Origin of the sequence: Pectobacterium atrosepticum (assembly GCA_019056595.1) — a bacterium.
Taxonomy (GTDB): domain Bacteria; phylum Pseudomonadota; class Gammaproteobacteria; order Enterobacterales; family Enterobacteriaceae; genus Pectobacterium; species Pectobacterium atrosepticum.
Genome location: CP036163.1, coordinates 3,908,404 through 3,930,814 on the forward strand (window position 1 = coordinate 3,908,404; position 22,411 = coordinate 3,930,814).

The 22,411-nt window shown below is 48.5% G+C and carries 18 protein-coding genes, 1 tRNA gene and 1 pseudogene; 12 read left to right on the forward strand and 8 right to left on the reverse strand.

What is annotated here, in order from left to right; translation table 11 throughout:
* Positions 1 to 41: 41 nt before the first annotated feature.
* Entirely contained in the window at positions 42 to 1,604 is a 1,563-nt protein-coding gene (locus DCX48_18500) for a long-chain fatty acid--CoA ligase (protein ID QXE16327.1), read from the reverse strand.
* Between the two features lie 259 nt (positions 1,605 to 1,863).
* Between DCX48_18500 and DCX48_18505 the strand changes: the two genes are divergently transcribed.
* The 5 genes from DCX48_18505 (at position 1,864) to DCX48_18525 (ending at position 8,325) form a co-directional block, all read left to right on the forward strand.
* On the forward strand, positions 1,864 to 2,826 hold the full coding sequence (locus DCX48_18505; GenBank protein QXE16328.1) for a LysR family transcriptional regulator: 963 nt from the start codon (positions 1,864 to 1,866) through the stop codon (positions 2,824 to 2,826).
* Between the two features lie 428 nt (positions 2,827 to 3,254).
* Positions 3,255 to 4,715 carry an ATP-dependent helicase gene (locus DCX48_18510; GenBank protein QXE17302.1) on the forward strand — a complete coding sequence of 487 codons (1,461 nt, stop codon included), beginning with the start codon at positions 3,255 to 3,257 and terminating at the stop codon, positions 4,713 to 4,715.
* Positions 4,716 to 4,834: 119 nt separating this feature from the next.
* Positions 4,835 to 5,326: a diguanylate cyclase gene (locus tag DCX48_18515; GenBank protein QXE16329.1), complete on the forward strand. Its 492-nt coding sequence runs from the start codon at positions 4,835 to 4,837 to the stop codon at positions 5,324 to 5,326.
* Between the two features lie 292 nt (positions 5,327 to 5,618).
* Positions 5,619 to 7,217 (forward strand): hypothetical protein, encoded by a 1,599-nt coding sequence (locus DCX48_18520; protein QXE16330.1) that lies wholly within the window; start codon positions 5,619 to 5,621, stop codon positions 7,215 to 7,217.
* Between the two features lie 85 nt (positions 7,218 to 7,302).
* Positions 7,303 to 8,325: a site-specific integrase gene (locus DCX48_18525; GenBank protein ID QXE16331.1), complete on the forward strand. Its 1,023-nt coding sequence runs from the start codon at positions 7,303 to 7,305 to the stop codon at positions 8,323 to 8,325.
* Positions 8,326 to 8,506: 181 nt separating this feature from the next.
* On the opposite strand, the gene DCX48_18530 is transcribed toward DCX48_18525, so the two are convergent.
* Positions 8,507 to 8,582, reverse strand: a tRNA-Phe gene (locus DCX48_18530).
* Between the two features lie 869 nt (positions 8,583 to 9,451).
* Here DCX48_18530 and DCX48_18535 point away from each other — a divergent pair.
* Entirely contained in the window at positions 9,452 to 11,605 is a 2,154-nt protein-coding gene (locus tag DCX48_18535) for an ornithine decarboxylase (GenBank protein QXE16332.1), read from the forward strand.
* A gap of 58 nt (positions 11,606 to 11,663) precedes the next feature.
* Here the strand turns inward: DCX48_18535 and DCX48_18540 are convergent.
* Both DCX48_18540 and DCX48_18545 read right to left on the reverse strand, forming a co-directional pair.
* Positions 11,664 to 12,406, reverse strand: a pseudogene (locus DCX48_18540) (SDR family oxidoreductase).
* 75 nt (positions 12,407 to 12,481) lie between these two features.
* Complete coding sequence (locus DCX48_18545) at positions 12,482 to 13,111, reverse strand: TetR/AcrR family transcriptional regulator (protein QXE17303.1); 630 nt, start codon at positions 13,109 to 13,111, stop codon at positions 12,482 to 12,484.
* A gap of 289 nt (positions 13,112 to 13,400) precedes the next feature.
* On the opposite strand from DCX48_18545, the gene DCX48_18550 reads away from it, so the two are divergent.
* From DCX48_18550 to DCX48_18560, 3 genes are all read left to right on the forward strand, one after another.
* The gene (locus DCX48_18550) at positions 13,401 to 14,609 is read left to right on the forward strand and encodes a UPF0261 family protein (GenBank protein ID QXE16333.1); all 1,209 of its coding nucleotides are present in this window, start codon (positions 13,401 to 13,403) and stop codon (positions 14,607 to 14,609) included.
* A 13-nt stretch (positions 14,610 to 14,622) separates the two neighbouring features.
* Entirely contained in the window at positions 14,623 to 15,456 is an 834-nt protein-coding gene (locus DCX48_18555) for a phosphoenolpyruvate hydrolase family protein (GenBank protein QXE16334.1), read from the forward strand.
* Between the two features lie 214 nt (positions 15,457 to 15,670).
* Entirely contained in the window at positions 15,671 to 16,714 is a 1,044-nt protein-coding gene (locus tag DCX48_18560; protein ID QXE16335.1) for an alpha/beta fold hydrolase, read from the forward strand.
* Here DCX48_18560 and DCX48_18565 read toward each other — a convergent pair.
* The 4 genes from DCX48_18565 to DCX48_18580 all read right to left on the reverse strand — a co-directional run bounded on the left by DCX48_18565 (position 16,677) and on the right by DCX48_18580 (position 20,345).
* Entirely contained in the window at positions 16,677 to 17,774 is a 1,098-nt protein-coding gene (locus tag DCX48_18565) for an AraC family transcriptional regulator (protein ID QXE16336.1), read from the reverse strand. The genes DCX48_18560 and DCX48_18565 overlap by 38 nt on opposite strands.
* A 69-nt stretch (positions 17,775 to 17,843) precedes the next feature.
* Complete coding sequence (gene mltC / locus DCX48_18570) at positions 17,844 to 18,917, reverse strand: membrane-bound lytic murein transglycosylase MltC (protein QXE16337.1); 1,074 nt, start codon at positions 18,915 to 18,917, stop codon at positions 17,844 to 17,846.
* Positions 18,918 to 18,969: 52 nt separating this feature from the next.
* Positions 18,970 to 19,242 (reverse strand): oxidative damage protection protein, encoded by a 273-nt coding sequence (locus tag DCX48_18575; protein ID QXE16338.1) that lies wholly within the window; start codon positions 19,240 to 19,242, stop codon positions 18,970 to 18,972.
* Positions 19,239 to 20,345, reverse strand: coding sequence for an adenine DNA glycosylase (locus DCX48_18580; protein QXE16339.1), 1,107 nt, complete (start codon positions 20,343 to 20,345; stop codon positions 19,239 to 19,241). Before DCX48_18580 ends, DCX48_18575 begins: the two co-directional genes overlap by 4 nt.
* Before the next feature lie 165 nt (positions 20,346 to 20,510).
* Here DCX48_18580 and trmB point away from each other — a divergent pair, with 165 nt between their 5' ends.
* The 3 genes from trmB (at position 20,511) to DCX48_18595 (ending at position 22,404) form a co-directional block, all read left to right on the forward strand.
* Positions 20,511 to 21,230, forward strand: a complete 720-nt coding sequence (gene trmB, locus DCX48_18585) for a tRNA (guanosine(46)-N7)-methyltransferase TrmB (protein ID QXE16340.1) — start codon at positions 20,511 to 20,513, stop codon at positions 21,228 to 21,230.
* Position 21,231: 1 nt separating this feature from the next.
* Positions 21,232 to 21,576 (forward strand): DUF469 domain-containing protein, encoded by a 345-nt coding sequence (locus DCX48_18590; protein ID QXE16341.1) that lies wholly within the window; start codon positions 21,232 to 21,234, stop codon positions 21,574 to 21,576.
* A 114-nt stretch (positions 21,577 to 21,690) separates the two neighbouring features.
* Positions 21,691 to 22,404: a DUF2884 family protein gene (locus tag DCX48_18595; GenBank protein QXE16342.1), complete on the forward strand. Its 714-nt coding sequence runs from the start codon at positions 21,691 to 21,693 to the stop codon at positions 22,402 to 22,404.
* Positions 22,405 to 22,411 lie beyond the last annotated feature (7 nt).

Below are 22,411 nucleotides of genomic sequence, written 5' to 3' on the forward strand. Positions count from 1 at the left end.
TATTCATGGTTTGCGAATAGATTTCATGAATTCTTTGGTGTTTACTGTTTTATTCTAACGTCAAAAATTATTTCCGCCTGACTCTTTAATGAATGGTATTCATTTGATAGTTTCCTACGGCTGATTTTTCCCGTGGTGTTGACAGGTATTTCTTGAATGAAAATGTATTCGGATGGATGTTTGTAATGAGCAAGGTTATTGGATAAGTAGGATGCTATTGTTTCTGCATTAAGTGAGTGGTTTTTTTGGGGTTGAATTAATGCAATAATACGTTCGCCAGCGAAGTTATCTGGGACGCTAAACACTACTGAGGCGGCGATGTCTTCGTGTTGAATAAGAGTATGCTCAATTTCTATTGGGTATACTGGATAGCCCTCTATTTTTATTTGGTCTTTTTCTCTCCCGAGAAAAATTAAGTTTCTATTCTTTTCCTGTCGAACAAGGTCACCGGTAGCGAGCCATCGATCAGAGGGAAATAGCTCAATGTCATGCCCATTCCAAATTCCTATGGTTTTCGCCGGAGAGCGAATAAAAAGTTCCCCATTACTTGATTGAGTATTCTTTATTTTAATTTCTACGCCAGGTAGGGGCCAACCAATAGATGGTTCGTTGATAGCATAGATATCGTGATGATATATTACTGGCCCCCCTAGTTCTGTTTGACCATAAGAGCTTTGAAGATGAGAACCAAAACACTCAAAAAATTTCTGGCTTAATTCTGTTGCGCAGGAATCACCGCCAGCGACACAAACTGTTTCACTAAGATCGAGTGAGTTGTTGTTATTCTCTTCTTTTTTTATGATTTTATGAAAGTTTGAAGGTGTTCCTGCAATCCATGCTGGCTTTATTTCTTTTAATGTTTCTGTAATGTTTTCTATGTCGACTTCTGAAAGTAATAGTACTGAATAGCCTTTGTGAAGAGCTGCAAAAGTAATAAGTATACTCCATGGGCTAATGAGATCGACTAAGCTAAGAATAGCTGGCTTATCACCATCTGATTTGTGGAGTTTGGGATTTATTGTTGCTTTTGTTAAATTTATAGCATCAGTTAGTGTTTTTTGTGAATAAACAATTCCTTTGGGGTGTCCTGTCGTTCCTGATGTGTAAAATATAGATGCGATTTCGTCTGTGTAAGTATTATCTTCTGAATCATCATAAGATTGTGAGATGATTTCTTCCCAATTATGTGTATTATTTTCTTTATCTTTTATTTTTAGATCTATAACCCATATTTTTTCTATCGTTGTGCATGATTCAACTTCTTGTTTTGTTTCATAAAATCTTTTTTTGTCACCAATGTATGCACAGGATGAGCTATGTTGAATTAAATCTTTCACTTCTTTAGCAGACAGTTTTAGGCTGAGAGGGACAAAGATAGCTCCAATTTTTAGGCAGGCATAATATGTAGCTATAAGTTCAAAGCAGTTTCCCATGTGGATAGAAATTCGGTCTCCTTTTTTTATATTTGCATTCTTCAATCCTGTGGCTATTCGCTGGATTAAAAGAAGTAAATTATAAAAAGATATATTGTGATTCATTGATTTTACTGCTGTCTCCTTTGAATGCAAAAGAGCATGCTTTCTAAATGATGAAAAGGCATTCATAGTTGCTCCCATTTTTCCATCTAAAACTTAATAAAAGTAAGCTAAGTAACTAGGCTTCGAGGTTTGTAGATTAATATTTACTTTTGGTTATATATGATGTTTTTCAGTTTAAAAATGGGAAAATAGTTATTGTTACTATTCTTTTTTTTCATGATTTATTTTATGTGATTTTGAGATTATTCTCATGGTTAATGATTTTGAAGTAAGAGATAGCTAGTGTGCGTTTATTGGGATTTTTTCGCATCATGGAGATGAATAAATGGACTGGACTAATATTCCCCCTCTTTACGCATTAAAGGCTTTTGAATCAGCAGCCAAGCATCAATCTTTCACTTTGGCTGCGAGTGAGTTATTTATTTCACAAAGTGCAATTAGTAAACATATCAATACCATAGAGATTTTTTTTGGCAGGAAGCTTTTCTATCGTAAAGGGCCAAAGGTTTTTTTAACTAAAGAAGGTGAGTCTTTTGCTGGTGATCTTCGCCATGCATTCGAAATACTAAGTAAAGCATGTGAAAATATTCACCGTGCTGGAATTGTATTAACTATAAGCAGTCCATACACGTTTTCTATACGCCAGTTCATTCCTGTTTTAAGAAAATATAAAAATCAAGATGGCTTCCCAATAGTCACTGTCGAAACTATAAATGATGACTATTCCCACTCTATTGTCAATTTAAAAAATCATGATGCAACAGTAAAATATGGAGATGGCAAGTTTTCTGATGAATGGAATTGTACTTTGCTTTCACCTGAGTGTTTAATTGTAGTGGTGTCTCCAAAATTGTTACATCTCTTTGAAAAAGATAATAGAATTCTAATTGATCTCGTTTATGTTAAATCAAGAGAATTAGATTGGTTTTCTTGGTGTGAAGAGTCACGTTTGAAAGAACGGTTTCAAGTTATTAATAAGTATGAGTTTGAGTCGATGGATTCAGCTATTAATGCAGTGATAAAAGGATTGGGGGTAGCGGTTGTTGATATTGGAATGGTTTGTGATGAATTAATGGATGGCGTTTTGTTAACACCATTTAAATTTTCTTTTTATTCTGGGAGAGGATATTATTTTTTGAGGGGCGGTGATGATGATAATTACTTGTCCTCCTTGCTAGAGTGTGTGAGATTGGATTTATCTGGTAGGGGTTTAGCAGAGTTGTGTTTTAATGATAAATGCGATATGGGTAATTGTAGATTGGCAGCGACGAAAAAAATTACTAAGTAGCTTCGCATTATAGCGCTACACTTTCCGGGAGTGGCACTGCACCCATCAGCGCTGCTCTCACACGATGAGAAGTGAAAAACTAATGTGATAAATTATTCATTAATCTATGGCGGTTATTTTATTGAAATGGGTTTTTAACGAATTTTAATTATATTAAATTTGAGTGTTTTTTATAATGTTTTTTTAGTTTTTAGTTTGGTTTTTTCTTAAAAGTGACGTGATTGAGGTAAGTGCTATTTACTATGGACAACGTGGTTATCTGATCAAAGTTAAAAAATAATTTGTTGTTTGTTATGTTTTTTTGAATGCGGTCAGCAGTGAAATTTTTGAGCTCTGAAAATTTCCAAAATGAAGAATTGGTTTTTAATGGCGATAGATCTCCCTTTCTTGCACTGTACGGACATGAATTTTCACCATGGGGTACAGACATGGCTTACTCGGATACGCCAGAGCAATCCGCAGTTATCAACTGGAAAGGGCGACATCTGGTCGTTAATGCTTTTGCTGGCACTGGTAAAACGACAACGCTGGTTCGCTACGCGCAGGCCAATCCTGACCGAAGGATGCTCTACCTTGCGTATAATCGTGCAGTTCGTGATGATGCGGAGCGCAAGTTTCCATTCAATGTTGAGTGTAAGACCTCTCATCAACTGGCCTGGATGAAATTTGGTAAGCATCTAAAGCCAAGATTAACGCCTAATTTGCGTATTACTGATGTTGCACGTAAGTTGAATACCCGCCACTGGCCGCTGGTCAGAATGGCGTTGGCTGCGCTGAACCATTTCCTGTGCAGTGCTTCCCCGGCACTCAGTTATGAGCATCTTCCGGATGAGAACAATCGCGAAGGATTGGATGCTGGAAATATATTGGGCGCGGCTCAGTTCCTGTGGAATGAAATGAGTCGCATCGATTCGACGTTTCCTGTAACGCATGATACCTATCTGAAATTATTCCAGTTGTCAGTGCCCGATTTATCAAAACGTTGGGACACGATCCTGTTTGATGAAGCTCAAGATGCCAATCCTGTCATCAGTTCGCTGGTACTTACTCAAAATTGTAATGTCGTCCTGGTTGGCGATCGCCATCAGCAGATTTACCGTTTTCGTGGGGCCGATAACGCGCTGAATGCGCCAGTACTGGAAGGCGCTGACCGTTTGTGGCTGACGCAGAGCTTTCGATTTGGTTCGGCTGTTGCCGAAATGGCGAATGTTTTGCTGGCACGCCAGGAAGAAACACACCCAGTGATTGGCAATGGCGGTGATGACGATGTAATTGATCGACTGCCTGCAGACGTTTCGCGTTACACGATCCTCAGCCGTACGGTTGCCGGTGTCATCGGTGCAGCTCTCTATGAGAGCATGAAAGAGAAAATAGTGTACTGGGTCGGTGGGATTGAAGGCTATAAAACGGAAGAGCTGGAAGACTTGTACTGGTTTTCAGTCGATATGCCTGAACGGATGCGTACACCACGTCTTAGTCGTGAATACCGGGATTTTGAAGAGTATAAATCTATGACCAAGGCAACCGGCGATGTTGAAATGAACCAGGCTATCGGCTTGCTGGATAAATATTTCCCGCTCCCGCAAAAACTACAGGTCTTGCGTAGTCAGGCGACGACGAATGAAAAAGATGCCGATGTCGTGGTATCGACCGCGCATCGCAGCAAGGGACTGGAATGGGACACGGTGATGCTAAACGACGACTTCTCGGATATTACCGACCCGTTGTTATCTGAAGCAGCCAGGACGGATGAAACTAACTTGCTGTATGTGGCCACAACCCGGGCTCGGAAACTTTTGGTTCGAAATGAATTATTGAAGCTGCTTTGTGAACAGGAAGAGTCTGACGATATTGCAGAGGATCAATTTACTGACTCGAACTTAATCTGATACGGGTGTTACTTGTGAACCAACCAGATTTGACAGTCAACTCAGTGCCAGAAGCGGAAGTTAGTAGAGAGCCCAACATGTTACTGATATGATCATAAAATAGATAAAAGAGGTAACGCATGGGTACTGACACAATAATTACGCTGTTTAGATACAAGCGCTGGATAGATATTGAAACTCTACAAGCGATTAAAAGAATTGATGCGTCTGCTAATGCAGAAAAACGCCATCTGACGCTCAGATTGATGAACCACATACATGTGGTTGATATGATATTCAGAGCTAACATTACCGGTCAGAAGCATTCCTACACTGCACTGAACACGCCAGAAACCCCCTCTGCTGACGAGCTTCTAATAACGATGACTGAATGTACAGACTGGTATATTCAACATGTCAATTCTATGCCCCCCGTTGGCCTTGCTGAAACAATTAAATTCCAATTTGTCGATGGTGGATCTGGTGAGATGAAGGCAATCGATATGCTCAATCATGTGCTGTTTCACGGAACATATCATCGCGGCGCTGTAGGTTGGCTACTTTCAGAAAGTAGTGTAACTCCACCCAAGGACGTACTGACCGTTTTTCTAAGAGATCATAACCACAAGTAAACGAGTGACAGGGTCATGTAAATTTAAAATCCCACTGGCGCCTTAAGCAAAAACTTGAGTGAATAAATGAATGTCAAGGAAGGTCAGTTTCTCGCTCTTAGCAGACTATGTCTCTACAAGACGCTGCTATATCGAGCAACGGTTAACCCCTAGATCAGTTTTCAACCGTTGGGGTGGATCAGTTTTTCACCGTTCGTAACACCAAATAATTTTTAAAATGCAAAAAGAGTTTCCTCTTGCCTCGGGTCTATGAGCCGCTCAAGACTGTGCCGCTTACTGGCCGGAGGCAATCATGTTCAACCGAATAAAAAATTTTATTGTTGGGACGGATAATGTTCCCCGAAGTGAAGCCATTTCGCCTGAACCAGCCTGCCCACTTGGATATTATCTCCCCCTTTCTGTTGATGCGTTGATTTCGCTTCCAAAGCGGCAGACTTTTCTCCAGCAGCTCAACGATAATCATGCGTTGCCGGCGGCATTCTATCGGCAGTGTTACCTGACGCCGCTGTTTTCATTACTCAGCCGTGTTCAGAACCTACCTGCCTCGAACGAGGGAAACTGGGCATATGCTGGCGCATTTGGTGATTTGACCGTGCAGTTCACTGCCTATGCCGTCAGGTTGGCCAAGGGGAGAACGTTACCGCCAGGGATCCCGCCAGAAGAACAAGCCGCTCAGGGGTTACTCTGGAATGCAGTCGTGTTCTGGTCGGCCTTGTTTTATCACTTGCCCTTGCTTTGTGAGTGGGAAGGAGAGCTGGATGGTGGGGAATGCTGGATGCCGGGCTTTACTATTCCGGGGAAGCCATTTCGCTTTCGACCTTGTATAGATAAATTGCCCCCATCCTATGCGCAAGGGCGGGTATCACTGCTGGCCGGTCAGTTATTGCCATTATCGGTATTACCCTGGTTATCGACTATTCCTGATGCATTCGATTGCCTGGCCCAGCGTATGCAGGGGAGACCCGCAACGATCGCACTGATTGATGAGTTGTTATTGTCGGCTGCAGAGAAATGTGGCGCGCCATCGTTAACGGGTATGTTGCTACCGGCGCAGCTGGCGGCGGAAAGCGTTGAGGCTGTGATTTTGCCACCGGAACCTTTAGTTGCTTCAGCGCTAACATCAGCGCTGCCTGATAGCAATTCATCAGTAGCTGCTAACGGTAACATATCATCTCCGAGTCCAGACCCTGAGCTCGTGCTACAAAAACACGAGCCATTACTCCAGCCTGAGCTTGTTTCGGTGCTGGATTCAGCAGTACCAACTGGCTCGGTCTCAATTGTTGAAAAACAGTCAGTCACTGAGTTGGTCCCGGAATCTACTCAAAATGATACTCAAGCGCTTCTGAACCTTTTTTCCGGTATGGCAGAAGCACTTGTGCCTGACGTTGAAACGGCACTCGATATAGATATCCCTGTTCCAGATGAAATAAACAACCACAAGGAGAGTGAAAAGACGCCGTTGAATGAACTGAAAGCACCCGCTATTTTTTCTCCAGAAAATAGCGATAACATTCGAGAGGCGAATAATAAAGGCGCGGTATTTCTGGAGTGGTTATCAGCAGGTTTAATTGAAGGGAAAATAACGATAAATGAAGAGGGCGCTCGTGCTCACATTGTTGCCGGGTTCGTCTTCTTGTGTGTTCCTGAAATATTTTATCAGTTTCAGAAGGAGGCTGGAAATAAGGGGAAGCGCAACGCATTACAGTCATCTTTTGAGCGACTGGGGGTTCATCGTGTTGCTGATGGCAAGCGTTTCCTGCAGGCCAGAATATACAGCACCCCATCCGGTACGGGGACGTATCAAAACATTAACGGTTATCTGGTTAAAGCGTCATCACTTTACCGGGGAAATCGTATTCCTGACGAGAGCGCATTGTTGATCTTGCCTTGACGTATGGCAATCTGATTAGCGGGCTAATGTTTAGTCTGCACACAGCAAAGATGCATTTTGTGCTTTTTATTAGAAAGGAATTTATATGTCAGATAAGTCAATGACCTGGGACGAAATCGTTGATGAGTATTTTTTCTCACATAATTTACGTGAGGCGACAGAAATCAGCTATCGGAAAGTCGTGAGCGGGTTTAGTCGATTTATGGGAGAGACCGTTTCCCCTGCCCAAATAACACACCGGGATGTGTTGAAATGGCGTCGAAATCTATTAAAAGAACGTAATCTATCTACGCATACGTGGAATAACAAAGTGGCCCATATGCGGGCAATATTTAATTTTTCGATAGAGCGAAATTTAATCGATCAGGACAAAAATCCCTTTAACGATGCAGTTGTTCAAAAAGAGCGAAAAAAGAAGAAGACGTTAACACGTGAACAACTGACAGCCATTTATCTCCTCATGCAGCGAATAGAAACTGAAGAGCCTCATGCTATCTGGGGGCTGAGATGCGCACTTTATCCTGCCTGGTACTGGCTTACTGTACTCGATGCCCTTCGCTACACAGGAATGCGACAGAATCAATTGCTGCATATTCGTCTGCAGGATATCAATCTGGATGAAGGATACATTGAGCTACGTCTGGAGGGGAGTAAAACGCATCGTGAATGGCGTGTTCCTGCTGTTCGCCAGTTACGTGCAAGGCTCGCATCGCTAATAGCGCGAGCAAAGCTGGCTGGTGCTGAGCCCTCTGATATCTTGTTCGATGTTACCCGTTTTATGAAGTCTCGTCGGCATAAAGACGAATATCAGTACGATGAAGCGAGAGCACAGCAAGCCATCCGATCTTTTTTCAACCGATTGTCGCGGGATTGTGGATTTCTGGTATCAGCCCATCGCTTTCGGCATACGTTGGCAACGGAATTGATGAAAGCGCCGGAGCGTAATCTGCTGCTGGTTAAGGATTTGCTAGGGCATCGAAATGTGAGCACAACGATGGAATATGTCGAACTGAACATGGAAATCGTGGGACGGACACTGGAAAAAGAGCTGGCGTTACATACGGATATTTATGCGCAACCCGTTTTACATGACTTGACAGTAATGTAATTCACTGTAACCATACACGGGAACGAGAAAAGGGAATCTGCGCTAACAGATTCCCTATCTTGAGGATTTCAGTTCCTATTTACAGTGCAGCTATCTCTCCACTGGAAACGATTTTATGACCGAACCCTGTATTAACCGCCCGTTAAGCTTCTCATTCTTAACCAGCGTGCTTTGATGCAAGTGGTGCCCGGACTCGGAATCGAACCAAGGACACGAGGATTTTCAATCCTCTGCTCTACCGACTGAGCTATCCGGGCAACGGGGCGCATTAAACCGTATTGACCGCGTGGCGTCAACGGGTTTCTGTCACAAAGCGGAGAGCCTGCGCTATTTTCAGGCAATTATATTATTTGCTAGCCGATTCCTGGCGATCCTTTCAGCACGCTTATACCCGTCATACTTCAAGTTACATGTGCGTTGGCTGCGTTTAGTCACCCGAATCACTTACCTTAGTAAGCTCATCGGGACTCCTTTCCTTGCCGCGTTATTCGGCCTTATGGCCTCACCCCTATGGGGTCAGCGCAAGCGCTGTTCAAAACGAATACGTTTTGTCCTGAAACTCGAATTATTTAGGGTATAGCGCGGTAATGCTTCTTCCCGTATACGTGCTGCATGTTTCGTTGCACTTTTTACCACGTTGAACGCGGGCTGCATTGTTGAATTTGATGAAGAATAATGCCACTATTGCGCGGTTTTTAACGTCTCGTTCACCTGAACGCCCCTTTAAGCGTAGTTAGCGTATAGCTAAAAGAGGATCGCCGATATGTCAGATTCATTGCTCATGGTGCAGAACACTCGCGCCAGCTCGTTGATGACGTCACTGCGTGTCTCTTCTTGTCACCGCTGCGCGGTTTACTTTTCTTCCCGTCGATTATCCTCTTTCACCATGCGGTGAGGCGTTCGTTCGCTCGCTGTTAGGCATGAGTAAAAATAGAGTGCGGCTCTGCTTTTACTGATGTCTATCGGATGGTGCTGGCTCCAGTTTTTCCATTCTTAGCCTACAGTTTACCTGTAGGGATCATACGCTTGTCGTTATTGATTGGCATTGTGATTGGTCGGGATTGTTATCCCTGAACGGTGTCTTCTAGGCACGTACATTTACCCTTAACCGTTTGGGTTTGGTTACATGAAACAGTTAAAAATTGCGGCGAATGCAGCGGTTGCCACCCGTTTAATCACAACGCGCGAGATTGTCGCGTTGAGTCAGACTGACTTCACTGATGTGGCGGCGGTCGTGGTTTCTATTGAGGAAGCCCGTAGCGGTATTCTGTCGATATTGCAGCACACCGGTTTTAGTATTCCGGCGTTTGTCGAAGAGCCTGATGAAGATAAAGAGTCAGATGTTCTGCCTGCGGGCAGCGAATGGCTGATTCTTGATGATGAAGGTGAGCACGCGAGCGTGCTGGAACGTGCGGCTAAAGCCTATCAAGATGCGTTGCTGCCGCCGTTTTTCGATACGCTGACCAAGTACGTCAAAATGAAGAACACGACGTTTGCCTGCCCAGGGCATCAGGGCGGTCAGTTCTTCCGTAAGCATCCGGCAGGGCGTCAGTTTTTTGAGTTTTACGGTGAGAACGTTTTTCGTTCGGACATCTGTAACGCCGACGTCAAACTGGGCGATTTGCTGATCCATGAAGGGGCGGCGAAGAAGGCACAGAAGCACGCTGCGCGGGTGTTTAACGCCGATAAGACCTATTTCGTGTTAAACGGCACGTCCTCTGCGAACAAAGTCGTGACAAACGCGCTGTTAGCGCGTGGCGATCTGGTGCTGTTTGACCGTAACAACCATAAATCCAACCATCACGGTGCGCTGGTTCAGGCGGGGGCGACGCCTGTCTATCTGGAAACCGTGCGCAATCCGTTTGGCTTTATTGGCGGCGTTGATGCGCACTGCTTTGACGAAACCTATCTGCGCAAGCTGATTGCGGAAGTCGCGCCGGAACGTGCTAACGAGCCACGCCCGTTCCGTCTAGCTGTCATCCAGCTTGGCACCTATGACGGCACCATTTATAACGCCCGTCAGGTTGTCGATAGCATCGGGCACCTGTGTGACTACATTTTGTTTGACTCGGCCTGGGTCGGCTACGAGCAGTTCATTCCGATGATGGAGCAGTGCTCGCCGCTGTTGCTGGATCTGAATGAGAACGATCCGGGCATCTTTGTCACCCAGTCGGTGCATAAGCAGCAGGCGGGCTTCTCCCAGACCTCTCAGATCCACAAAAAAGATACGCATATCAAAGGGCAGCGTCGTTTTTGCAACCATAAGCAGCTGAATAACGCCTTTATGCTGCATGCGTCGACGAGCCCGTTTTACCCGCTGTTCGCCGCGTTGGATGTTAATGCCAAAATGCACGAAGGAGCCAGCGGGCGTCGTATGTGGATGGACTGCGTGAAGCTGGGCATTGAGGCTCGTAAGCAACTGCTGACGCGCTGTTCGCTCATCAAACCGTTCGTCCCCGTTACGGTGGGCGGTGCGCTCTGGGAGGATCACGATACGGAGACGATCGCGCAGGACGTGCGTTTCTTTAACTTTGAGCCGGGCGAGAAATGGCATGCGTTCGAAGGGTACGCAGAGGATCAGTATTTTATCGATCCTTGCAAATTACTGCTGACTACGCCGGGTATTGATGCGATTAGTGGTGATTACACCGAATTTGGTATTCCGGCGACGATCCTTGCTAACTATCTGCGCGAGCACGGCATCATCCCTGAAAAATGCGACATGAACTCGATCCTGTTCCTGTTAACGCCAGCGGAAGACACGGCAAAAATGCAGGAGCTGGTTAATGCGCTGGTTCATTTTGAAACGCTGATCGCTCGTGATGCGCCGCTGAGCGAAGTGCTGCCTAGCCTGTATCAGAAATACAAAGAGCGCTACCGTGGTTACCGTCTGCGTCGGCTGTGTCAGGAAATGCATGATTTTTATGCCCAGCATAATGTGAAAGATCTGCAAAAAGCGATGTTCCGCAAAACCGAATTCCCGTCAGTGGCGATGTTGCCGCAGGATGCCAATAGGGAATTTGTGCGCGGGAATATCGAGCTGGTTCCCATCGTTGAAGCTGAAGGACGTATCGCGGCGGAAGGTGCATTGCCATACCCGCCGGGCGTGCTGTGTGTGGTACCGGGGGAAGCCTGGGGCGGAGCGGTACAGCGCTATTTTCTGGCGTTGGAAGATGGGATTAACCTGCTGCCCGGTTTTTCACCGGAATTGCAGGGGGTTTACAGCGTTGCGGAAGAAGATGGCCGCAAACGGCTGTACGGCTACGTGGTAGAAAAGTAACGATATCTCTCTTCAACTCAGAAACTCAGGCTCGGAAACGAACCTGAGTTTTTCTTTCTTAATATGGGCCAATATCCGTGTGCGTTGGCCCTTGAAAATGGATGGCGTTGATATGACAACTGCGCGGCTGGGTAAGGACAAAGCGCATCGTTTCCCATATCGAGCGGGCATTCAGCAAATGCTCGCCCATTTTCTCCCCGCTAGCGGGATAGTCATCAAAGCCGGTAACCTCAAAATCTGGCGGGTAAAATCCCGTCACGCGAATGTTTTCCTGCGCGACATGATGTGCAAGATTCTGGCTAAAACCGCTCAAGCCGTGCTTGGCGGCGAAGAACGCGGGGTGGGCGATAGAGTCGTGGAACTGCGGGACGCCGCAGACGGAAATCATAGCTAGAATATCGGCACTTTGTGAACGGCGTAAGCTCGGCAATAGCGTTTTGGTGAGCAGGATAGAGCCAGTCAGGCCGGAGTTGATGGTGCTGACGATATCCGTATCGGTATCTTCTTCGCCCAATGCGCCTTCTAGCCATTGTGCGGCGCTTAGCACGAGAATATCGACGGGCGTGCTGTCTTCCAGCAACTGTACGGAAAAATCTCTGACTGAATCAGGATTGGCAATATCGCACTGATAGGCGCGAGCCGTGCCGCCCTCCCGCTGAATGATGCCCACGCTGGCCTGCGCATCGGCCTGTTTGCGAGCGCAAAGATCGACCTTCACCCTTCGCGAGCCAGCCAGACTGATACCGCTTGTCCAAAGTCGCGGCCACCACCAGTGACAATCGCGCGTTTACCTTTCAGCATCATGTGTTCCCTCAACACCTATTTTCTGTTCCTGCGCATCCGACAATGTGGCGGGATGCCGCATCAATACGTTCGTTAGGTTTTCGGCGAATCAGCCTGCGCGGCGTCTTCTTCCGCCTGCCGTAGAATGGCTTTGGCGACCCACTGCGTGACATCCTGAATGCCGTCTTCCTCCAGATTCCAGATATCTTTCAGCACCAGAAAAACTTCGGAACCATAAATGAGTGATAAGGCATAAATCACTCGCTGTTGCGCGTCTGGCGAGATTTTTCCTTCCAGCGGTTCGGTGGCAATCTTGAGCAGGCGTTTACGATTGCCGCGTGTCAGCGTATCGGTATGAAGACGATTAGAACGGCGGTCGGCCCATTGCTGGAGTGAAAGATGCAGGGCGGCACGCAGCGCACCTTCATGTTCCAGCATCCTTGGGTAAGCAAAACGCAGCAGTTCGGCAACGCGTTCTCTGGCGTCCGGTTGTGTCGGATGCCACGCGAGGATCGGGCCAAGGCTTTCGCCAACAACGGCTGAAACTAACGCACTTTGCGTTGGAAAATAGCGGTAGGCCGTCGCACGTGAAAGCTGAGCCGCAGCGGCAATATCGGTAATGGAAGGAAATATGCCTTGATCGAACATATTCATGGCGGTATCAATCAATAAACGACGAGTTTTCGCCCGCGTTGATGTCAGTTTTTCATCCTGTTCAATCACATAGACCTCATTGAATTTTTCTGGCCGGAAGCTATCAGGCAGTACGGCGTTATAGCCTGAACTATAGCAAATTGAGTGATTCTTGTGCCACGTCAAGCTTTCTTACTGGTAGTGTGTTGCCATACATAACATTTTGAGACTTTTGTCTCATTTGGGTATTTAATGATTTGTCTTTCTGATACTCAAGTCTCAATATGGCGACAAATTAATCTTATCTGTTTTTGGCTTCTTATAATTATCATTTATATCAATCTGTTAATTGTTTCGCTAACGGTGGGAGGGATACCAAGTGGGAAGTGAAGTTGGCAGCGTTTATATTGCGAGTACAGCGGATACTAAAGGGAAAGAGCAGATTTATGTCCGCGATCTTATTGCCGCAACGGGCTTGAAAACGGTCATGGTCGATCTTTCAACGCACTCACGAATGTCGGATATAACAGATATCAGCGCAGAAACGGTGGCATCTTACCACCCACAGGGCGCATCGGCGGTATTTTGCCACGACAGAGGACAGGCAATTAGCGCTATGGCCGTTGCATTCGAGCATTTCATGCTGTCGCGCGATGATATTGCCGGGGTGCTTGGTCTTGGCGGTTCCGGCGGTACGGCGCTGATCACTCCCGCCATGCAGGCTCTACCGATTGGTATGCCCAAGCTGATGGTCTCGACGATGGCCTCCGGCGACATTTCCGGCTACATCGGTGCCAGCGATATCTGCATGATGTATTCCGTTACCGATGTGGCGGGTCTGAATCGTATTTCCCGTCAGGTTCTCGGCAACGCCGCCCACCAGATCGCCGGAGCCGTGAAGTTTCATATTCAGGAACATCATGAAGATAAGCCCGCGATTGGCCTGACGATGTTCGGTGTCACGACGCCCTGTATTCAGGAAGCCAGTAAATTGCTGGAAGCGGAGTTTGACTGTCTGGTCTTTCACGCGACGGGCAGCGGCGGCAAAGCGATGGAAAAGCTGGTGGACAGCCATTTGCTCACCGGTGTGCTCGATCTCACCACGACTGAAGTGTGCGATTTACTGTTTGATGGCGTACTGGCCTGTGGGCCGGAACGGTTTGATGCAATAGCCAAAACTCAGGTGCCTTACGTGGTGTCCTGTGGTGCGCTGGACATGGTGAATTTTGGTGCTCCCGCCAGCGTGCCGGAGAAATACGCGCATCGTCTGTTCTACAACCACAACGCACAGGTCACCCTGATGCGTACCACGATAGATGAAAATATCGCGATGGCGCGCTGGATTGGAGAGAAGCTTAACCGCTGTGAAGGCGAGGTGCGCTTCCTGATTCCGGAAGGTGGCTTCTCCGTACTGGATGCGCCGGATCAAGCATTCTGGCACCCAGAAGCGCGTGACGCGTTTATCAGGACACTGGAGAGCGTCGTCCAGCAAACGGCAAGACGACAGATTATTCGTCTGCCTTTCCATATTAACGATCCTTTATTTGCCCACGCGGCTGTCGATGCGTTCTGGGCGTTATTGAAGTAAAAAGGGAGAAAGCATGATGTCAGGCATAAACCGTCAGGAACTGCTGGCAAAATTCCGCGCAATGATCGCACGCCGTGAACCGATTATCGGTGGTGGTGCCGGAACGGGGCTTTCCGCAAAATGTGAAGAAGCGGGCGGCATCGACCTGATCGTGATCTACAACTCCGGGCGCTATCGCATGGCGGGGAGGGGGTCGCTGGCTGGCCTGTTGGCTTACGGCAACGCGAATGAGATCGTCGTGGATATGGCGAAAGAAGTGCTTCCTGTTGTGAAGCACACGCCAGTGTTGGCGGGAGTAAACGGTACCGATCCTTTCTGTCAGTTTGATAAGTTTCTGGATGACCTGAAAGCGTTGGGCTTCTCTGGCGTACAGAATTTCCCAACCGTCGGCCTGATTGACGGTAATTTCCGTGCCAATCTGGAAGAAACTGGTATGGGATATGCGCTGGAAGTAGACATGATTCGTCTGGCGCACGAAAAAGACATGCTGACCACGCCTTATGTGTTCAACGCAGAAGATGCGGTCGCGATGACGAAAGCGGGCGCGGATATTATTGTGCCGCACATGGGGTTAACGACTGGCGGTAACATTGGGGCAGAAACCGCGCTTAATCTGGCGGATTGTGTTCCATTGATTAACCACTGGGCGGATGCGGCGAAGGCCGTGCGTAAGGATGTGATTGTACTGTGTCACGGCGGACCGATTTCAACGCCGCAGGATGCACAGTTCATTATGGATCACTGCCCGCAGTGCGATGGTTTTTACGGTGCCAGCTCCATGGAGCGGTTGCCGACAGAAATAGCGTTAACGGCTACTACACAGCAATTCAAAAAAATTAAGCGTTAATAGATTTTTTTGGCTCTATACCCGCCGATGTCCTAACGCAGGAAGAAAGGCGAGTAAATTTCGTGCCAATATCAGGGAAGGCGGCCAGCTTATGCTGGCCGTATTTTTTTGTGCATTAAGAAGAGGTACTAAATAGCGTTTTAGGTCGCATCGGTAAGAAAGTCATTGTTATAAATACTGTTTTTCACAGTGCAGAAACTTCGGAGAAATAGGTATGACATGGCGTATCACAATAGGATTACTGATGAATTTACTACTCAGCTTTGCTGTTATGGCGGATGCCGGTATTGGGTTTCAACAAATAACGCTGGCCGATGAGGCCAATAGTCGGTCGTTGGACGTCGCCGTATTTTATCCGACGTCGTCGTCACAACAGACGGCGATAATGGGTGAAAATGTTGTTTTTCCCGGTATCGCAGTGAGCAAAAGCGCTGTGCCTGAATCCGGTGAACATCCTTTGGTTGTGGTTTCACATGGTTACGGCGGGAATTGGCTAAATCAACTTTGGCTGGCGCAGGCGCTGGTTAAACAAGGTTATATCGTCGCCGCCCCCAATCATCCGGGAACGACTACCAAAGATATGCGAACGGAGAATGCTCAGGCGTTGTGGCAACGGCCTAATGACATCAGCCGAGTCATTACAGCATTACTTGCCACGCCAGAAAAGACAGGGCGAGTTGACGAGAAGCGGATTGCTGCTCTGGGTCACTCGCTAGGGGGATGGACGGTGCTTGAGCTTGCTGGTGGGCGTTTCAGCACGGATCAATTTGAGCGCGACTGTCTGACGCATGTCGGGCTAGCGTCCTGCAAAGCCTATGAAAAAATGCAGATCGCAAAAAGTGCCTCATCGCGTGCGCAGCTTGATAAGTCATTAGCTGATCCGCGGATCAGCGCAGTGGTATCGCTGGATATGGGACTGGCGCGAGGGTTTACCGCAGAGAGTCTGGCAGCAATAAACATTCCTGTATTGATCTTCGCGGCAGGGTATCCGAGTGAGGAACTGCCTGCCGACTTGGAATCTCACGATTTGGCGCGGAAGCTGTCACCTGCGCATTCAGCCTATAAGGAAATTGCTGACGCAACGCACTTTAGCTTTATGCAGCTTTGTAAGCCGGGTGCCGTTGAGATTATCAACGCTGAGAACCCAGGAGACGGCATGATTTGTCTCGACGGTGGTGAACGTTCGCGTGAGCAGATTCATCAGGAAGTGGAAAAGGATATCAGCGATTTTCTTCAGGCGGCGTGGCGGAAGCCGTAGCCTGTTCCCGAAGTGGGTACTGACTACGCCAGACGCTGGGGCTCATGCCCGTTAGCCGCAAAAACTCGCGGTTGAAGTTTGATTTAGTCTGAAACCCGCTCTCCAGCATGATATCCGTGATGCGTGCATCTGTTTGGCTGAGGAGGCGCTTAGCCTCCTCGATTCGATATTCGTTGATCACCTGCGAGAAATTACGGCCGTGAACGCGGTTGATGGTTTCGGACAGGCGTCTGAGTGGGATTCCCATGCGTCTGCTCAGGCGCTGAAGCGTCATGCTCGGATCGGTATACAACGCATGAGTACGAATGAAATCATCTAACGTTTTTGCTAGTTGGTGTTCATCATCGGTTGCGGGTGGCGCTTCCGGCTTTTGGTCATGTGTAACGATAAGCTCAGTCTGCGAGCGTGCAGAATGCGTGACGATAAGCATGGCCAGGATCGCCAACATGACAATGTGGAATACGGTAATGATGGTTGCCGCGTGGCTACCGTTGTTGAAGGCGATATCCAGTGCAATCACTAGATCGATAGCGCCGGAGATAAGGACATACGATCCTGCGATAAACGGTGCGCTCTTCCACATGGAGGAGGACGTTCGAGGATGGCGAGCGGTGTATACCAGCGAGACGCCATAACCGAAGTAAACACTCACCAGCGTGATATCGATGAGCGGAATAGTCGTTCTACTTTGGATTACGCCTGCACCAAGGGTGAATAAAGGCGGTAACAGATGAAGGAAGGTCGCTTGCTGTCTGCGGGGTAAGGCATCTGGCGCGTTCTTGCTGTAGGGGAAAAGGCAAAGCCATAGCAGCGACGGAATTGACGCGGCAATCGCGGGCTGGATGAACGCAGGGAAAGCCATATTGCTGCCCCAGCGCAACGCCACCAATGTCAGGGCAATACAGCTCACCCCGATGAATATCGCCTCTACTTTGCTATTACGTCTTTTTGTTTTGTTGTTATGAATATTTATATTGCTTTTCATATGCAGAAACTGGATACGAAAAAACAAAATAACCAGCAGAAGTGCAGTGATGAACGGTAAGGGAATCGTAGTCATGTCATTCGTCTGGTGAAGCCGCGCTGCCGGAGTAAAACCGGTAGCGCGGCGTTCTGTGGAACCCATGAATTAGCGGCGATAATTTTTCTGCGCCGTGTTCACTTTGTTCAGGTAGCGACGTGATTCACCAGAAGGGTGTTTCGTCGTCAGCGTTTGGTAGACATCGCCCGGCGACATGTTGTTAATAATGCCTACGGCGCGATCCCGATCGCTGGAGAAGACACGCAACACGCTGCCTGCGCCACCGTTATACGCGGTGATGACGGCGTAGCGTTTCGACGTCGGGTTTTCAATACCGGCTAGATAGCTGTTCTTCAGAATCGACAGATAGGCTGTACCCGCGTCGATATTTTGTTCTGGATCGAACAGATAGCTGCGGCTTGGCTGCCCCCATTTCCCTTTCATCTTGAAGACATCACGCCCTGCGCTGTGCTGCACTACCTGCATCAGACCCAACGCATCGGAACGGCTGACGGCGTAAGGGTTGAAGCTGGATTCTGTCTGCATAATTGCCAAAATCAGCGACTCTTCAATACCGTAACGTTCAGAGGCTTTGCGCACCAGCGGCAGGTATTTGTGTGCACGTTTGTCCAGATGGTTAGGGACGAGCTGGATCGTGACCGACCAGATAACATGCAGGCCGGAAGTACGTTTTTGCAGACGGTTTTGGAGCAGGTAATCCGCGAAGCTGGCGGCACGCCCTTCCCAGCGGATCGCTTGTCCGGTGTTATCCAGCACCTGTCCATACAGCAGCGGTTCGCGGCTGATTTGAATATCGTTAGCGTCGGAATACAGGTCGGTGTTACTCGCGTCATCACCCATCAACAGGGTAGTGATAATCGCCTGACGCAGGCTGGCGACGGAGTTGGTCGCCGAAAGGGTTTCGATAGTGATCGAACCGGCATCAAAGTTGATGTGGCTACGCGTCTGATATTGATCGGTGTATTTGACGTAGTCTTTCGGACCAGCGATCAGAACCTCATTAATCCCCCAGATATTTTCGATGTTGTTGGCAAATTGCCCCATCAAAATATCGAAGGCGTTGGTATCTTTGAGAAACTCTTCGTTGTCGGTATTCCCTTTGTTTCCCGAACAGGAAACCAGCAGTGGTGCAATCACCAGCAGAGCTAACATTTTCTTCATATAACAAGCCGTGTCGGAATAGGGACGTAAGCGGGCCCGAAAGCCCGCAATCTCAATGGCTCGGAGGCGTATAGCCTTCGATGTGAACGTCCTTCCCTTCAAACAGGAACTTGATCATTTCCTGTTCCAGCAGCTTACGGTCGTCAACGTTCATCATGCTGAGTTTTTTCTCGTTGATCAGCATAGTTTGCTTGGTTTGCCACTGCGCCCAGGCTTCTTTAGAAATTTCGTTATAGATGCGCTTGCCCAGATCGCCGGGGTAGAGCTGGAAATCCTGCCCTTCAGCGTCGCGTTGTAAAACGGTACAAAAAATCGTTCTGCTCATGCTTCTTCCTCATCAATTGCGCAGGCATTCAAAAGTGTTGACTGTGGGTGAGCCAGTTCCCTCAGCAGGCGTTCTACCGGGGTGGCCAGTCCGACAGATGGCGGCTGCGCTAAGTTATACCAGAGACCTGCACCGTCATCCATGCAGGACCTGTTTTGTGAGCGATCGGTCTGCGATACGTTCAACCAGAGTGGAACGATATCCAGATGAAAATGGCTAAATGTGTGGCGGAACGCGACAAGCTGCTGCAATCCATCAGGATTCAGACCACGTTGCTGCATCCAGAGTTCCAATTCCTGACGTTCGCTGAACTGTGGGAAGCAAAATAACCCGCCCCACAGACCCACGGGAGGGCGCTGTTGTAGCCAGACCTGAGAACCTTGTTGCATCAGCAGGAACCAGCCGGTTTTCTCCGGCAGCGTTTGCTTCGGCTTCTTACCGGGGTATTGTGCCCAACTGTGGTTAGCGTAGGCGACGCAGCCCGTGCTTAGCGGACACAGCTCGCACTTGGGGCGGCTGCGGGTGCAAACCATCGCGCCGAGATCCATCATCGCCTGATTAAACTGGCTGACGCCTTCGGCGGGTGTCACATCCTCACTCCGTGCCCACAGCTTCTTTTCGACCTCTTTCTTGCCCGGCCAGCCGTCAACGGCGTAGCAGCGTGCCAGCACGCGCTTCACGTTGCCATCGAGAATCGGGTAATGCTGGCCGAGAGAGAGCGACAAAACTGCGCCTGCGGTGGAACGCCCGATGCCCGGTAACGCGGCGACTTCATCAAAGGTAGTGGGGAATTTGCCGCCATGACGTGAAACGATGGCCTGTGCCGCTTTGTGTAGATTGCGCGCACGGGCGTAGTAGCCCAGCCCAGTCCACAAGTGGAGGACTTCATCCAGCGGTGCTGCCGCCAGTGTGTTGACGTTGGGAAAGCGTTCCATAAAGCGTTGGAAATAGGGGATAACCGTGGTGACCTGCGTTTGTTGCAACATCACTTCGGATAGCCATACTTTATAGGGGGTTTTCTCAAGCTGCCACGGCAGGGTTTTGCGGCCATAGCGTTGATACCAGTCCAGCACCTGATGGGCGAACTGTTGCGCTTGCATCATAAAATGGAGTCACTATCCGACAGGTAAAAAGTTTGATAGCGATTCCAGCACAGAGTGAATGTGCTGTAAACCGGAACTTTCCGAGGCTGTGGGCTTGCTAAACCACGGTATCCTTGCATAATGCGCGTTTCGTTAACGAAATCGGACACCAAGTAAGCACTCTTTATGATTAACAACGTCATTTCACCGGAATTTGATGAAAACGGGCGCCCGATGCGCCGTATTCGCAGTTTTGTCCGCCGTCAGGGGCGTTTGACCAATGGGCAACAACTGGCGCTGGATAACTACTGGCCGGTGATGGGCGTGGAATATCAGACCGAGCCGGTGGATTTTAACGCGCTATTTGGGCGCGAGGCACCCGTGGTGCTGGAAATTGGTTTTGGGATGGGCGCATCGTTGGTAACGATGGCGGCACAGCATCCCGAGCAGAATTTCCTCGGTATCGAAGTTCATCTGCCGGGGGTGGGGGCATGTCTCGCTTCCGCACAAGATGTGGAAATCAGTAATCTGCGCGTGATGTGTCACGATGCGCTCGAAGTATTGGTGAAAATGATCCCCGATAGTTCACTGTCCATGGTTCAACTCTTCTTTCCCGACCCGTGGCATAAAGTCCGGCATAATAAACGCCGTATCGTGCAGGTGCCGTTCGTTGAGTTAGTGCAGAGTAAGTTGAAAGTTGGCGGTGTGTTCCATATGGCAACCGATTGGGAACCTTATGCGCGACACATGCTCAAAGTGATGACGTATGTCGCTGGATACCGTAATCTTTCCGATAATAATGAGTACGTTGTGCGGCCGGAGTCCCGTCCGCTGACGAAATTTGAAGCACGCGGCCAGCGTTTGGGGCATGGCGTGTGGGATCTGATGTTTGAGAGGATAAAATAAAATGGCACAAGCTCGTAGCCGTCGTTTGCGTAAAAAACTTCACATTGATGAGTTTCAGGAATTAGGTTTTTCGGTCAGCTTCCGCTTTCCAGAAGGCACTAACGTGGAAGATATCGATCAACTGATGGATAAATTCGTCGACGACGTCATTGAACCACAAGGGCTGGCATTTGAAGGCAGTGGTTATTTGCTCTGGGAAGGTTTGGTCTGTCTGCAAAAAATTGGCCACTGCACCGAAGATCATCGCCAACTGGTTAGCCGCTGGTTGGAAGAGCAGAAACTGACGGACGTGAAAGTCAGCAATCTGTTCGATATCTGGTGGGATCTGCCAGAAAACCTGCTGTAATCCTTGGTTTTATCAAGGAATGCCTGAGCTGATTCTGGCTCAGGCGTTATCCGCTTCATCAAAGGGCACATTGCCGCTTTCTCGCCACTGCCGTTGTTTTCTTCAGGAGAAAATATGTCGCGTAAAATGACCTTGGGTTTGTTGATGTTGCTGTCCTGGCAAGCGCAGGCGGCTTACCAGTGCAACGTGAATCCGCAGGACGACATTATTATCAGTCCGCAGCACGTACAGGTCGTGGGTGCCAGCGGCAATTTACAGCTTTCTCCGCAGGGCGATATTGTCCGTAATGGTACGCCATTGACCCTTAACGCCGAACAGCGCCAAAAATCCAAAGCCTATCAGGCTGATATACGCCAGCAACTGCCGTGGATCGACCAGGGTGCGCAGCAGCATCTTGAAAAAGCGCGAGTCGCACTGGATAAAGTGATCGTGCAGGAGCTTGGCAGCGACAGCAATGTGCGCAATCGCCTGACTACGCTGGATAAACAGCTCAAACAGCAGATGAACCGTATTATCGAACACCGCAGTGATGGCCTGACGTTCCACCATCAGGCGATTAAGCAGGTTGAGCAAGATGGCAAGCAGATCGTGCAGCAAAGCATGGGCGGCGTCTTGCAGGACAGCCTGAACGAGATGGGCGTAAAACAGATGTCCAGCGGCGGCAACCCGCTGCAGGCGATGATGGGCAACCTCGGCGGTTTGCAGAAGGCGATTCAGGCCGAGTGGAATAATCAGGAACTGGAGTTCCAACGCTTCGGCAATGACGTATGCGGTCGCGTCACGTCATTGGAAGACCAGCGCAAGAACCTGTTGCAGTCGCTGAAGTAGATTGAAG